This window comes from Geodermatophilus sabuli (assembly GCF_010686765.1).
GTDB lineage: Bacteria > Actinomycetota > Actinomycetes > Mycobacteriales > Geodermatophilaceae > Geodermatophilus > Geodermatophilus sabuli_A.
The window spans coordinates 70,961-84,414 of record NZ_JAAGWF010000018.1; the positions used below are offsets into that span (position 1 = coordinate 70,961).

Here is a 13,454-nt window from a genome sequence, read left to right on the forward strand (position 1 = left end):
GCCGGGCGGCGCCGGCCCGAGGAGCTCCGTGGACCACGACGACGACGTCGAGCTGGTGTTCCGCGCACCCCGCAGCACACCGGAGTCGCGGGCCGGCCGCCCGCCGGAGCACCGGGTGGAGCACCGTCCGGGGATGGTGGTCGAGCGGGACGTCGCCGTCCCTGTCGGCAGCGCCGGAGAGCGGGTGTACGTCGACGTCTACCGTCCCGACACCGACGTCCCGGCGGCTCCGCTGGTGAGCTGGTCGCCCTACGGCAAGCACAACCCCGCACCGATCGGGGTGATCTACCCGGCGAGCGGGGTGCGGCCCGAGCACACCGGGGCGCTGACCACCTTCGAGGCGCCCGACCCCGAGTACTGGGTGCCGCACGGCTACGCGATCGTGCTGGCCGACATCCCCGGCACCTGGTACTCCGAGGGGCGGGCGACGTACTGCTCGCCGCAGGAGGCGCGGGCGTTCGCCGACCTCGTCGAGTGGGCCGGCACCCAGCCGTGGAGCGCCGGCAAGGTGGGGCTGTCCGGGGTCTCCTACCTGACGGTGTCGCAGTGGCGGGTCGCGGAGCTCGACCCGCCGCACCTCGCGGCGATCAACCCCTGGGAGGGCTGGAGCGACACCTACCGGGAGGTGGCCCGCCACGGCGGCATCCCCGAGACCTCCTTCTGGCCCTACATCTGGGAGCGGTGGGGGGCCAGCGCCACCGAGATCGAGGACCTCGAGGCCGAGACTGCCGCGCACCCCTGGTACGACGACTTCTGGGAGTCCAAGAGCGCACGGCTCGAGGCGATCCGGGTGCCGGCGTTCGTGGTGGCCAGCTGGTCGGACCAGGGCCTGCACACCCGCGGCACACTGGAGGGCTTCCGGCGGATGTCCTCGCCGCAGAAGTGGCTGGACGTGCACGGGCGCAAGAAGTGGGCCTACTACTACGAGCCCGAGCAGGTCGAGCGGCAGCGGGCCTTCTTCGACCACTTCCTGCTCGGGCGCGACACCGGGATCGAGGACTGGCCGCGGGTGCGTGTCGAGGTCCGCCGCTCCTACTACGACGGCGGCACCCGGACGGCGCAGCAGTGGCCGCTCGAGGACGTCGAGTACCGCCGCCTGCACCTGCGGGCCGGCGACGGCACCCTCGCCTGGGAGCCGGCCGGGCAGGAGGAGTCGGTCGGGTACTCCGCCCTCGGCAGCGGCCTGGCCCCCCACCGCGCGGCGTTCGAGATCCGGTTCGACGAGCCGGTCGAGCTGGTCGGCCACATCACCGCCGCGCTGCACGTGTCGACCACCGAGGGCGACGACCTCGACGTCTTCGTGGCGCTGTTCAAGCTCGACGCCGAGGGCCGGCAGGTCGGGTTCCCCTACTACGCCCAGTTCGAGGACGGCCCGGTCGCCGTCGGCTGGCAGCGTGCCTCCCACCGGGAGCTCGACGAGGACCGGTCGACCGAGTACCTGCCGGTGCTCGCCCACCAGCGGGAGCTGCCCGTCGACCCAGGCGAGGTGGTGCGCGTCGACGTCGAGGTGTGGCCCTCGGGCACCCGGTTCGAGGCCGGCGAGCGGCTGCTGCTGGTCGTGCAGGGCAGCGACGTCATGCGCTACCCGAAGCCGCTCACCTACGCCCGCCACGAGGACACGGTGAACCGCGGCACCCACCGGGTGCACACCGGTGGCCGGTACGACTCCCACCTGATCGTGCCGGTGCTCCCGCGGGACCGGCCTGCCGACCCGGCCTGAGGGGCACCGGTCCCGCCGGCCCGCCCGCGTCATCCGTCGCGGTCGGACTGCGACACCCGGCCCCGCAGGTGCCGTCATTGCCGTGATCCGCGGCGGAGGCGGTCTCCCTAGGGTGGTGACCGGGACCACAGGTCCCCCTCCCCGATGAAAGGTCCCCACGGATCATGTCCGCTGAAACCCTCGCCGCGGCCCTCGCCCGCGTCGGCAGCCCGGTCGACCTGCTGCGCAACGTCGCCACCCGCGCGCACACCTTCCCGGTGACGCCGGAGTTCACCAACTGGCGCTCCGAGCAACGCGCCTGGGCCGAGAGCTGCGCGCTGCTCGACCAGTCCCACCACATGACCGACCTGTTCCTGTCCGGCCCGGACGCCCTGCGCCTGCTGCGAGACCTGGCGGTCAACTCCTTCGAGGGCTTCGGCCCCGGCAAGGCCAAGCAGTACGTCGCGGTCAGCCCCGACGGGTACCTCATCGGCGACGCGATCCTGTTCCACCTCGACGAGGGCTCCTTCGACCTCGTCGGGCACCCGATGGTCCTCGACTGGGTGCAGTTCCACCTGGAGCGCGGGGACTACGACGTCACCGCCGAGCGCGACGACAACTCCGCCGTCCGCGCCTCCGGGCCGCCGGTGCTCTACCGCTACGAGCTGCAGGGCCCGACCGCCCTCGCCCTCGTGGAGCAGGCGAGCGACGGCCCCGTGCCGACCACCAAGTTCTTCAACATGGCCGAGCTGACCATCGCGGGGCACCGGGTCCGGGCCCTGCGGCACGGCATGGCCGGGCAGCCGGGCTTCGAGTTGTTCGGGCCGTGGGCCGACGGGCAGGACGTTCTCGACGCGCTGGTGACCGCCGGCGCCGACCACGGTCTCGTGCGCGCCGGCGCCAAGGCGTACTCCACCGCCAACCTGGAGTCGGCCTGGGTGCCCGCCCCGCTGCCGGCGATCTTCGGCGACGACCCGCTGCTGCAGGCCTACCGGGAGTGGCTGCCCCTCAGCGCGATCGGGTCCCTCGGCGGCAGCCACGCCCCGGCCGACATCACCGACTACTACCTGACGCCCTACGACGTCGGCTACGCCCGCACCGTCAAGTTCGACCACGACTTCGTCGGGCGCGCGGCGCTGGAGGCGATGGCCGGCCAGCAGCGCCGGACCAAGGTCACGCTCGTCTGGAACAGCGACGACGTCACCGCCGCCGTCGGGTCGATGTACCGGGAGGGCCCCGGTGCCAAGTTCATGGACCTGCCGAAGATCCGCTACGCGCTGCACCAGGAGGACGCCGTCCTCGTCGGGGGCGAGCAGGTCGGCATCTCCCTGGACTGCGGCTACGTCGCCAACGAGCGGCTCATGCTCTCCCTCGCCACGATCGACACCGCGCACGCCGAGCCGGGCACCGAGGTCACCGTGGTCTGGGGCGAGCAGCCGAACACGGCCAAGCCGCAGGTCGAGGAGCACCGCCAGGTGGAGATCCGGGCGACCGTGGCGCCGGCCCCGTTCGTGCAGTTCGCCCGCGACGCCTACCGCACCCGCTGAGCGTCGGGGGGCTCCGCGGCGGAGCCCCCCGACCGCCTCACCGCGGCCCGGTGATGCCCTCCTTGACCGCGAGCAGCGCCGCCTGGGTGCGCGAGGTGAGACCGAGCTTGGTGAGCAGATGGCTCACGTGCGTCCGGGCCGTGCGCTCGCTGATCGTCAGGTGAGCGGCGATCTCCTTGTTGGTGCGGCCCTCGGCCACCAGTGCCAGCACCTCCCGCTCCCGGGCGGTGAGGACGCCGACGCCGGTGCGGGGCCGGCGCAGCTCCTCGGTGAGCCGGCGGGTGACGGCGGCGTCGAGGAACACCTCGTCGCGCACCGCGGCCCGGAGCGCGGCGTCCACCTCGGCCGGCCCGGCGTCCTTGAGCAGGTAGCCCGACGCGCCGTTGCCCAGGGCCGCGTGCACCCGTTCGGTCTCGCCGAAGCTGGTCAGCACGACCACGCGGACACCGGGGTGCCGCCGGACGATCTCGGCGGTGGCGGCCACGCCGTCCATCCCCGGCATGAGCAGGTCGATGAGGACGACGTCGGGCAGGCCGTCGTGGGCGGCCATCCGCTCCAGCTGGTCGAGCGCCTCCTGCCCGTCGGCGGCCTCACCGGCCACGGCGACGTCCCCCAGCGCCTCCAGGTAGGCGACCACGCCACGGCGGACGACGGCGTGGTCGTCGACGACGAGGACGGTGAGCTCCGGCGCGGTCACGACGTGGCCGCCCAGTGCGCCCCGGCGCCGGTGGGCACCGTCCGCGGCAACGGCAGGGTCAGGCGCAGCCGGGTACCTCCGCCTCCGACGTCCCGGACCCGCACCACCCCGCCCCAGCGGGCCGCCCGCTCGCGCATCGCCGTCATGCCGAAGCCGCTGGAGCCGGCGGCACCGGCCGCCGTCCGGCTCCCGTCGCCGAGCCCGATCCCGTCGTCGACGACCTCCGCCGTCAGCCGGCGGCGCCGGCTGCTGTCGGCCAGCGCCAGCCGGACGGCGACCCGGGAGGCGGAGGCGTGCTTCACGCTGTTGTGGACGGCCTCGGCGACGACGCGGTAGACGTCCTCCACGAGGTCGGGGTCGAGGCCGGCGAGCTCGTCCGACGGGTCGCGGACCGCCAGGGTCACCCGCAGGCCGGACCGGGCGGCGGTGGTGTCCGCGAGCGACTGCAGCGCCGGGACCAGCCCCGGACCGGCCGGGGTCACCGGCCGCAGCTCGACGACCATCCCGCGCAGGTCGGCCAGCACGTCCTCGGCCACGCCGGAGAGCTCCTCGGCGACGCGGGCCACCTGCTCCGGCGGGGGCGGCAGGCCCCGGCCCACCAGCACGCCGAGCGACTTGGCCTGCATCATGATCGAGAACACCTGCTGGACGACCGAGTCGTGCAGGTCGCGGGCCAGCCGCTGGCGCTCCTCCCGGCGCGCCACCTCGCTCTCCCGTTCCAGCCGGGACGCCTGGTCGACGGCCATCGCCGCCTGCTCGGCCATCGCCACGAGGAAGGACAGGTCGGTGTCCCCGACCGTCCGGCCCGGCGCGAAGAACGCGTTGAGGACGCCGACCAGCTGGCCGCGGGCGACCAGCGGCACGCTGGCGAACGCGTCCCACCGCGGATGGCGCAGGAAGTCCTGCATCGGCTCCCAGGCCGGGTCGTGCATGACCTCGTCGTAGCGGTGCGGCAGCACGACCGGTCCCCCGCCGGCGAGCGCCTCCAGGGTGACCAGCCGCGCACCGCGGGCGTGGCACTCCTGCAGCTTCTCGAAGAACCCGGAGGTCCGGCCGAAGCCGGCGGCGCCCATGACGTGCAGCCGGTCACCGACGGAGTTCACCGTCAGGATCTGCACGCCGGCCAGCGCGTCGGCCTGGAGGACCTCCTGGGCGAGGGTCTCCAGGGTGCTGGTCAGCGACCGTTCGGAGGCGACCCGGGAGGCCGCCTTGGCGATCGCCGCCAGCCGGCGCTGGTGCAGCCGGCTCTCGGTGACGTCGCGGAAGGCCACCACCCAGCGGTCGGTGCCGGGGACCGGGTCCAGCACGTAGGAGAACTCGCGGACGGTGCCGGCCGCCGGCTCCCACTCGGCCGTGCGGTCACCCCCGCCGTCACCGGCACCCGGGCGGAACGGCGACCGCCGGCCCGGGAGGTCGTCGGGGTCCAGGCCGCAGAGGGCCGCGGCGGCCGCGTTCCCGGCCACGAAGACCCCGCCGGCGTCGATCTCCGCCAGCCCTTCACCGGTGTGCTGCAGGACCTCGTCCGCCCACCCGTGCGGGGCAGCCGGGACCGGACTCCGACCGGGGTCCACGTCGACCTCCTCGTGACGGCACGGACGGCGGGGACCGGCCGTCCGCCCCCATCCTGCCCGGGCGCTGCCGGGCGGCGACCGGTGGCCGCACGGGCCGTTCCGACGCCGGAGCGCCGGCCGGTCTTGGCGAGACTCGCCGAAGTCCGTGCGGCGGATTCGTGAGACCGGACACACCAGTCGCGGCCCCGGGACGCCGATAGAGCCCACATGGCACGCAGGCTCACCAGCGCGGGGATCTCCACCCGACCGCAGCTCGCCCCTGCCGCCGCACCGTCCGAGTGGTGGCGCAGTGCGGTGGTCTACCAGGTGTACCTGCGCTCGTTCGCCGACAGCGACGGCGACGGGATCGGTGACCTGACCGGCCTGCGCCAGCGGCTGCCCTACCTCGCCTGGCTCGGCGTCGACGCCCTCTGGATCAACCCGCACTACCCCTCGGGTGGGGCCGACGGCGGCTACGACGTCATCGACTACCGCGCGGTCGACCCCGACTACGGCGACGTCGCGGACCTCGAGGCGCTGGTGGACGACGCCCGCCGGCTCGGCCTCCGGGTGGTGCTGGACGTGGTGCCGAACCACACCTCCGACCGGCACGCCTGGTTCCAGGCCGCGCTGGCCGACCCGCACTGCCCTGAGGCGGCCCGGTACCACTTCGCGCCGCCGTCGGAGGAGCCGCCGAACAACTGGCAGTCGCTGTTCGGCGGGCCGGCGTGGTCGCGCACGCCCGACGGCCGCTGGTACCTGCACCTGTTCGCCCCGGAGCAGCCCGACCTGAACTGGCGGGACCCGGCCGTGGCGGCCGACTTCGAGGAGACCCTGCGGTTCTGGCTGGACCGCGGCGTCAGCGGCTTCCGGGTGGACGTCGCCTACGGCCTGTACAAGGACGCCGCGCTCCGGGACAACCCGGGCGTCTACGCCCCCACCCTCTTCGGGCACGGCCCGGAACAGGCCATGACCTGGAACCAGCCCGAGGTGCACGACGTCTGGCGTCGCTGGCGGGAGATCTGCGACGAGTACCCGGGCACCATGCTCGTCGGCGAGGTCTGCCTGGCCGACCTGGAGCAGGTCGCGCTCTACTCGCGGCCCGACGAGATGCACCAGTCGCTGTCGTTCCGGCTGCTGAAGTCGCCGTGGGACACCACGTCCTTCGCCGAGGCGATCAGCAGCGCGCTGGACTCCTTCGCGACGGTGGGCGCCCCGGTGTCCTGGGTGCTGGGCAACCACGACAAGGACCGTCAGGTCACCCGCTTCGGCGGCGGGGCCGTGGGCCGCGCCCGCGCCCGGGCCGCGGCGCTGCTGATGCTGGCCCTGCCCGGCTCGGCCTACCTCTACGCCGGCGACGAGCTGGGCCTGCCCCAGGCCACCGTGCCCGACGAGGCGAAGCGGGACCCGATCTTCCTCCGCAGCGGCGGTACGCGGTCCGGCCGCGACGGCTGCCGCATCCCGATGCCCTGGAACGCGACGTCCGGCGTCGGTTTCTCCCCCGACGCCGCCGCCGACCCGTGGCTGCCGATCCCCGCCGACTGGGGCCGGTACGCCGTCTCCCGGCAGACGTCCCGCAGCGGCTCGACCCTCAACCTGCACCGGCGGGCCCTGGCCCTGCGCAAGGAGCACCCCGCCTTCGGCTCCGGCCGGGCGACGGTCAGCACGCAGGGCGACGTCCTGACGGTGCGCTGCGCCGGGGACGACGAGACGGTGCGGTGCGTGGTCAACATGGGCGCGGAGACGGTCCTGGTCGGGGACGCCGGCCCGGTCCTGCTCGCCTCGACCGCGCGTGTGCGGCGCTCCGGCGACACCGTCGCGCTGCCGCCCAACAGCGCCGTGTGGCTGACCGAGAGCTGACCTCCGCGGGCGCGCCGGTCAGCGCGGGGCCGCGCGCAGGCCGGAGAAGGCGGTGGTGACGAGGGCGTCGGCGAGGGCGTCGGCGGACAGGCCGCCGTCGGGCCGGTACCACTCGGTCAGCGAGTTGACGGTGCCGAACAGCAGCCGGCCGGTGACGGCGGGGTCGACGTCGGGACGGACGTCACCCTCCTCCGCGGCGGCCCGGACCAGGTCGGTGACGAACCGGTCGAACGCGCGCCGGCGGGCGAGCGCGGCCCGCTCGACGGCGGAGTTGCCGCGCACCCGCAGCAGCAGGGTGACCGACGGCAGCTCGGCGGTGAGCACTCGCACCGAGCCGCGGACCACGTGCTCGAGGCGGTCGATGGCCGGTCCGGTGGTGGCGCCGGGCTCCTCGGTGACCGCCGACAGGGCGTCCAGCGCCCGGTCCAGGGCCAGGCGGAGCAGCTCGCCCTTGCTCGGCACGTGGTGGTAGATGGCCGACTTGGTGATGCCCAGCCGGGCCGCCAGCTCGTCCATGCTGGTCGCCTCGTAGCCGCGCTCGATGAACGCGGCGACGGCGACGTCCAGCAGGGACTCCAGGGAGTGCCCGGGCCGCCCGCGCCGTCCGGTGACCGCTCCGGTCGTCACGTCCGCTCACGCCGGTCGGACAGGCGCTGGAGCTTGCCGACCGACCGGGGCAGCGTCTCGGGGTCCACGACGACGACGTCCAGGCTGGTGCCGACGGTGTCCTGCACGCCCTGCGCGACCTCGGCGGCCGCCGGGCCCCGGCGCTCCGGCGGGCAGTCGGGGCGCGCCTCGACCTCGACGGTGAGGTGGTCCAGCCGGCCGCGGGTGGTCAGCACCAGCCGGAAGTGCGGCGACAGGCCCGGCGTCCGCAGGACGACCTCCTCCACCTGGGTGGGGAAGAGGTTCACCCCGCGCAGGATGATCATGTCGTCGGTGCGACCGGTGATCTTCTCCATGCGCCGCATCCCGGGCCGGGCGGTACCGGGCAGCAGGCGGGTGAGGTCCCGGGTGCGGTAGCGGACGACCGGCATGGCCTCCTTGGTCAGCGAGGTGAACACCAGCTCCCCCTGCTCCCCCTCGGGCAGGACCTCCCCGGTGAGCGGGTCGATCACCTCGGGGAGGAAGAGGTCCTCCCAGACGTGCAGGCCGTCCTTGGTCTCGACGCACTCCTGGGCGACCCCTGGCCCCATCACCTCGGACAGGCCGTAGATGTCCACGGCGTCGAGGTCCAGGCGGTCCTCGATCTCCTGCCGCATCTGCTCGGTCCACGGCTCGGCGCCGAAGATGCCGATCTCCAGGGAGCTGGCCCGCGGGTCGAGCCCCTGCCGCTCGAACTCGTCGACGAGGGCGAGCACGTAGGACGGCGTCCCCATGAAGACGCGCGGCCGGAAGTCCGTGATCAGCTGCACCTGCCGCGGGGTCATGCCGCCGGAGACGGGGACGACGGTGCAGCCCAGCTCCTCGGCGCCGTAGTGCGCCCCGAGCCCGCCGGTGAACAGCCCGTACCCGTACGCGTTGTGCAGGACGTCGCCCGCCCGCCCGCCGGCCGCCCGGATGGACCGGGCCATCACCATCGCCCAGGTGCGGAGATCCCGCTCGGTGTAGCCGACGACGGTGGGCCGGCCGGTGGTGCCCGACGAGGCGTGCAGCCGGCGCACCTGCTCCCGGGGGACGGCGAACATGCCGAACGGGTAGTTCTCCCGCAGGTCGGCCTTGCTGGTCGTCGGGAACCGCGCGAGGTCCGCCAGCGACCGGCAGTCGTCGGGGTGCACGCCGGCGGCGTCGAAGGCCGCCCGGTAGTGCGGGACGTTCTCGTAGGCGTGCCGCAGGGTCCACCGCAGCCGCTCCAGCTGCAGGGCGCGGAGCTCGTCGACGCCGATCCGCTCCGCGGGATCGAGCAGGGCCGGGTCGGGCGCCGTCCCCACCCGGCGGGCGGTCCGGCCGGTCGCAGCCGTCATGACGGGCCTCCGTGGGTCGCGACGTCGTCCCCCGGACGGCCCGCGGGGTGGACCCCCGCCGTCATTACCGACCGGATGGTCAGGCAACCAACTCCCCCGGCGGGCGCGCTGTCAAGCCCGGCGCTCGACGGGTTGTGCCGCTCCCGGCGGTCGGGCAGACTGATTACCGACCGTGCGGTCAGTAAATGTCCGCCGTCTTCACCGAGGGGACGAGATGTCCGCGCCCACCCTGCAACGTCCCGCGCCCGACGAGGCGGACCTGCAGCGCCACTTCGACGCCGTCATCGCCGCCGAGCACCGGATCGAGCCGCGCGACTGGATGCCCGACGGCTACCGCCGGACGCTGATCCGGCAGATCGCCCAGCACGCGCACTCGGAGATCATCGGCATGCAGCCCGAGGGTGACTGGCTGCTGGCAGCACCGAGTCTGCGGCGCAAGGCCATCCTGCTGGCCAAGGTGCAGGACGAGGCCGGCCACGGCATGTACCTGTACTCCGCGGCCGAGACGCTGGGCGCCGACCGGGCCGACCTCACCGACAAGCTCATCGAGCGCAAGCAGAAGTACAGCTCGATCTTCAACTACCCGACGCTGACCTACGCCGACGTCGGGGTCATCGGCTGGCTGGTGGACGGCGCGGCCATCTGCAACCAGGTGCCGCTGTGCCGCTCCAGCTACGGGCCCTACGCCCGGGCCATGATCCGCATCTGCAAGGAGGAGTCCTTCCACCAGCGGCAGGGCTACGAGCTGCTCATGACGATGATGCGCGGCACCCCCGAGCAGCGGGCGATGGTGCAGGATGCCGTCGACCGGTGGTGGTGGCCCTCGCTGATGATGTTCGGCCCGCCGGACGCCGACAGCCCCAACTCGGCGCAGTCGATGGCCTGGGGCATCAAGCGGCACAGCAACGACGAGCTCCGGCAGCGCTACGTCGACATGTCGGTGCCGCAGGCCGAGGTCCTCGGCGTGACGCTGCCCGACCCGGACCTCGAGTACGACCCCGCGACCGGGCACCACCGCTTCGGCGCGATCGACTGGGACGAGTTCCAGCGGGTGCTCGCCGGCGACGGGCCGGCCAACGCCGAGCGGATCCGCCGGCGCCGGGCCGCGCGGGACGACAACGCCTGGGTGGTCGAGGCGGCCACCGCGTACGCGTCGAAGCACGGGTCATGAGTGACGTGACAGCGGAGGGCGGACACGGCGCCGTCCCCCTCTCCCCCGACGTCCCGGTCGAGCCGAGGCCGGCGGTCAGCCGGCGGGACTGGCCGCTGTACGAGGTGTTCGTCCGGGGCAAGCGGGGGCTCAACCACGTGCACGTGGGCTCCCTGCACGCCTCGGACGACGAGATGGCGATCGACGCCGCACGCGACCTCTACACCCGGCGCAACGAGGGTGTGAGCATCTGGGTGGTCCGGGCCGCCGACATCACCGCCTCCAGCCCGGACGAGAAGGACCCGCTGTTCGCCCCGAGCGGTGACAAGGTCTACCGCCACCCGACCTTCTACGAGATCCCCGAGAACGTCCCCCACATGTAGAGGACCCCCGAGGCTGGGCACGACTCACGAGAGGTTCCGCTGACATGGCTCACGAGGAGACCGTGTACGAGGCGCTGGACCATGCGTCGGGCGGGGAGGGGCACTGGGCGTTCGGCACCGGGTTCGACGAGCCGCTCGCGGGCGTGGACACCACCGTCCCCGACGGCGTCGACCCCGTGGACCTCGGCACCTACTGCCTGATGCTGGGCGACGACGCCCTCGTGCTCGCCCAGCGCCTCACCCAGTGGGTCACCGCCGCCCCGGAGCTGGAGGAGGAGGTCGCCATCGCCAACGTGGCCCTCGACCTGCTCGGTCAGGCCCGGCTGCTGCTGGCCCGGGCCGGGTCGGTCGGCGTGCTCGGCCGCTCCCGCTCGCGAGCCACCGCGAGCATCCCCGACGAGGACGCGCTCGCCTACTTCCGGGAGCCCGACGAGTTCCGCAGCACCGCGCTGGTCGCGGCACCCAACGGCGACTTCGCCCGGACCATGGCACGGCTGCTGGTGGCGGCCACGATCCGGCTGGCCGTCTTCGCTCGGCTGCGGGAGTCCCGTGACTCGGTGCTGGCCGCGATCGCGGCGAAGGGGGTCAACGAGCTGACCTACCACCGCGACCACGCCGGGCGCTGGTTGCTGCGGCTGGGCGACGGGACGGCGGAGTCGCACCGGCGGGCCCAGGACGGCGTCGACACCGTCTGGCCCCTGCTGGCCGACGTCTTCACCCCGACCGACGTCGAGACCCGGCTGACCGCCGCCGGCGTCGCCGTTGACCCCGCGACGGTGCGCGCGGAGGTGCAGGCAGTGCTCGGCGAGGTGCTGGGACGGGCGACGCTGCGGCTGCCGGACTGGCCGGCGGACACGGCTCCGCGTGGCCGCGCGGGCGAGCACGGTCCCGAGCTCGGCGACCTGCTCGCCGACCTGCAGGGCCTGGCCCGCCAGCACCCGGCGGCGACCTGGTGACCGCGCCCAGCAGCCATCGTGGCGTCGAAGGCCCGCCGGACCCGCGGGCGGTGGCGGAGACGGTGACCGATCCGGAGCTGCCGACGCTCACCCTCGCCGACCTCGGCGTCCTCCGCGACGTCCGTATCGAGCGGGGCACGGTGGTCGTCGAGATCACCCCCACCTACACCGGCTGCCCGGCGATGGGCGTCATGCGCGCCGACCTCCTGCACGCCCTCCACTCCGCCGGCCACCGCGACGTGGAGGTCCGCACGGTGCTCGCCCCGGCCTGGACCACCGACTGGATCACCGTCACCGGCCGCCGCAAGCTCGCCGAGGGTGGCATCGCCCCGCCCGGGCCGGCACCGGACCGCCCGGAGGGTCCGATCCCGCTGCGGCTCGGCTCCACGCGGCGCACCGCCGCCTGCCCGCTGTGCGGCTCGCCGGACACCGTGGAGATCTCGGAGTTCGGCGCCACGGCGTGCAAGGCGCTGCGCCGCTGCCGCGCCTGCCTGGAGCCGTTCGAGCACGTCAAGGAGATCTGAGTGACCGGCACCGACGCGCCGGTGCGCAACCGCCGCCGGCCGCAGTTCCACCCGCTGACCGTGGCCCGGGTCGAGCGGCTGACCGACGACGCGGTCGCGGTCACCTTCGCCGTCCCGCCGGAGCTGGCCGAGGACTACCGCTTCGCCCCGGGCCAGGCCCTGACCCTGCGCCGGGTGGACGGCGGCCGCGACGAGCGCCGGTCGTACTCCATCTGCGCGCCGGTCGGCGACCCGCCGCGGGTCGGCGTCCGCGAGGTGCCCGGGGGGTTCTTCTCCTCCTGGCTGGTGCACGAGGTCGCGCCGGGGGACGCCATCGAGGTGCTGCCGCCGTCGGGCACGTTCACCGCCGACCTCTCCGTCCCGGCCGACCACGTCTTCGTCGTCGCGGGCTCCGGCATCACGCCGGCGCTGTCGCTGGCGGCGAGCGTGCTCCGGGACGGGCGCTCGACCGTGACCGTCTTCTACGGCAACCGGCGGACGAACACGGTGATGTTCGCCGACGAGCTGGCTGACTTGAAGGACCGCCACGGCCCTCGCCTGCAGCTGGTGCACGTGCTCTCCCGCGAGCCGCGGGACGCCGAGCTGACCAGCGGCCGGCTCGACGGCGCCCGGCTGCGGACCCTCGTCGGCCACCTGGTCGACGCCCCGCACGTCGACCACTGGTGGCTGTGCGGCCCGCACGGGATGGTGCAGGAGGCCCGGGAGCTGCTGGCCGAGCTCGGCGTCCCGGCCGGGAAGGTGCACCAGGAGCTCTTCTACGTCGACGACGTCCCGCCCGCGCCGGTCCGCGGGGACGAGGAGACCGTCCGCGGGCCGAGCAGCCAGGTCACCGTCGTCCTCGACGGCCGCTCGACCACCCTGGCGCTGCCCCGCGACGTGCCGGTGCTGGACTCGGCGCAGCAGGTCCGCGGCGATCTCCCCTTCGCCTGCAAGGGCGGGGTGTGCGGCACCTGCCGGGCGCGGGTCACCGACGGCGAGGTGCAGATGCGGCGGAACTACGCGCTGGAGCCCGCCGAGGTGGCGGCCGGCTACGTGCTGACCTGCCAGAGCCTGCCGCGCAGCGATGCGGTCACGGTCGACTACGACGCCTGATCGCGACGGCGGCCGACGGACCGCGGCCCCGG

General features: G+C 74.2%; 12 protein-coding genes. 8 read left to right on the plus strand and 4 right to left on the minus strand.

All coding sequences use genetic code 11. The annotated features are described in order from the left end of the window. Positions 1–28: 28 nt before the first annotated feature. A complete protein-coding gene (locus tag GCU56_RS16315; RefSeq protein ID WP_163482799.1) occupies positions 29–1,720 on the plus strand; it encodes a CocE/NonD family hydrolase in 1,692 nt (563 codons plus the stop codon). Between the two features lie 164 nt (positions 1,721–1,884). After that, on the plus strand, positions 1,885–3,246 hold the full coding sequence (locus tag GCU56_RS16320; RefSeq protein ID WP_163482800.1) for an aminomethyl transferase family protein: 1,362 nt from the start codon (positions 1,885–1,887) through the stop codon (positions 3,244–3,246). Positions 3,247–3,283: 37 nt separating this feature from the next. Here GCU56_RS16320 and GCU56_RS16325 read toward each other — a convergent pair whose 3' ends face one another. Continuing rightward, complete coding sequence (locus tag GCU56_RS16325; protein ID WP_163482801.1) at positions 3,284–3,943, minus strand: response regulator; 660 nt, start codon at positions 3,941–3,943, stop codon at positions 3,284–3,286. Beyond that, positions 3,940–5,514, minus strand: coding sequence for a GAF domain-containing protein (locus GCU56_RS24710; RefSeq protein ID WP_163482802.1), 1,575 nt, complete (start codon positions 5,512–5,514; stop codon positions 3,940–3,942). The genes GCU56_RS16325 and GCU56_RS24710 overlap by 4 nt, the downstream gene beginning before the upstream one ends. 207 nt (positions 5,515–5,721) lie before the next feature. Between GCU56_RS24710 and GCU56_RS16335 the strand changes: the two genes are divergently transcribed. After that, positions 5,722–7,353: a glycoside hydrolase family 13 protein gene (locus GCU56_RS16335; protein ID WP_163482803.1), complete on the plus strand. Its 1,632-nt coding sequence runs from the start codon at positions 5,722–5,724 to the stop codon at positions 7,351–7,353. Between the two features lie 18 nt (positions 7,354–7,371). Here GCU56_RS16335 and GCU56_RS16340 read toward each other — a convergent pair whose 3' ends face one another. After that, positions 7,372–7,980, minus strand: coding sequence for a TetR family transcriptional regulator (locus GCU56_RS16340; RefSeq protein WP_163482804.1), 609 nt, complete (start codon positions 7,978–7,980; stop codon positions 7,372–7,374). Beyond that, a complete protein-coding gene (gene paaK / locus GCU56_RS16345) occupies positions 7,977–9,317 on the minus strand; it encodes a phenylacetate--CoA ligase PaaK (protein WP_163482805.1) in 1,341 nt (446 codons plus the stop codon). The genes GCU56_RS16340 and paaK overlap by 4 nt, the downstream gene beginning before the upstream one ends. Positions 9,318–9,531: 214 nt before the next feature. On the opposite strand from paaK, the gene paaA reads away from it, so the two are divergent. The 5 genes from paaA to paaE are packed head-to-tail and all read left to right on the plus strand — an operon-like array spanning position 9,532 to position 13,422. Next, positions 9,532–10,488: a 1,2-phenylacetyl-CoA epoxidase subunit PaaA gene (gene paaA, locus GCU56_RS16350; protein WP_163482806.1), complete on the plus strand. Its 957-nt coding sequence runs from the start codon at positions 9,532–9,534 to the stop codon at positions 10,486–10,488. After that, positions 10,485–10,850, plus strand: coding sequence for a 1,2-phenylacetyl-CoA epoxidase subunit PaaB (paaB, locus tag GCU56_RS16355; protein WP_163482807.1), 366 nt, complete (start codon positions 10,485–10,487; stop codon positions 10,848–10,850). Before paaA ends, paaB begins: the two co-directional genes overlap by 4 nt. Before the next feature lie 44 nt (positions 10,851–10,894). Then, the gene (paaC, locus tag GCU56_RS16360) at positions 10,895–11,806 is read left to right on the plus strand and encodes a 1,2-phenylacetyl-CoA epoxidase subunit PaaC (RefSeq protein ID WP_163482808.1); all 912 of its coding nucleotides are present in this window, start codon (positions 10,895–10,897) and stop codon (positions 11,804–11,806) included. Then, complete coding sequence (paaD, locus tag GCU56_RS16365; RefSeq protein WP_163482809.1) at positions 11,803–12,330, plus strand: 1,2-phenylacetyl-CoA epoxidase subunit PaaD; 528 nt, start codon at positions 11,803–11,805, stop codon at positions 12,328–12,330. The genes paaC and paaD overlap by 4 nt, the downstream gene beginning before the upstream one ends. Further along, the gene (gene paaE, locus GCU56_RS16370) at positions 12,331–13,422 is read left to right on the plus strand and encodes a 1,2-phenylacetyl-CoA epoxidase subunit PaaE (RefSeq protein WP_163482810.1); all 1,092 of its coding nucleotides are present in this window, start codon (positions 12,331–12,333) and stop codon (positions 13,420–13,422) included. The last annotated feature ends 32 nt before the right edge of the window (positions 13,423–13,454 follow it).

What these genes read in the sequence shown, in the direction of transcription:
- GCU56_RS16320 (WP_163482800.1), top strand. Translation starts at nt 1,885, where the DNA reads ATGTCCGCTGAAACCCTCGCCGCGGCCCTCGCCCGCGTCGGCAGCCCG.
- GCU56_RS16335 (WP_163482803.1), top strand. Translation starts at nt 5,722, where the DNA reads ATGGCACGCAGGCTCACCAGCGCGGGGATCTCCACCCGACCGCAGCTC.
- paaK (WP_163482805.1), bottom strand. Translation starts at nt 9,317, where the DNA reads ATGACGGCTGCGACCGGCCGGACCGCCCGCCGGGTGGGGACGGCGCCC.
- paaA (WP_163482806.1), top strand. Translation starts at nt 9,532, where the DNA reads ATGTCCGCGCCCACCCTGCAACGTCCCGCGCCCGACGAGGCGGACCTG.
- paaB (WP_163482807.1), top strand. Translation starts at nt 10,485, where the DNA reads ATGAGTGACGTGACAGCGGAGGGCGGACACGGCGCCGTCCCCCTCTCC.
- paaC (WP_163482808.1), top strand. Translation starts at nt 10,895, where the DNA reads ATGGCTCACGAGGAGACCGTGTACGAGGCGCTGGACCATGCGTCGGGC.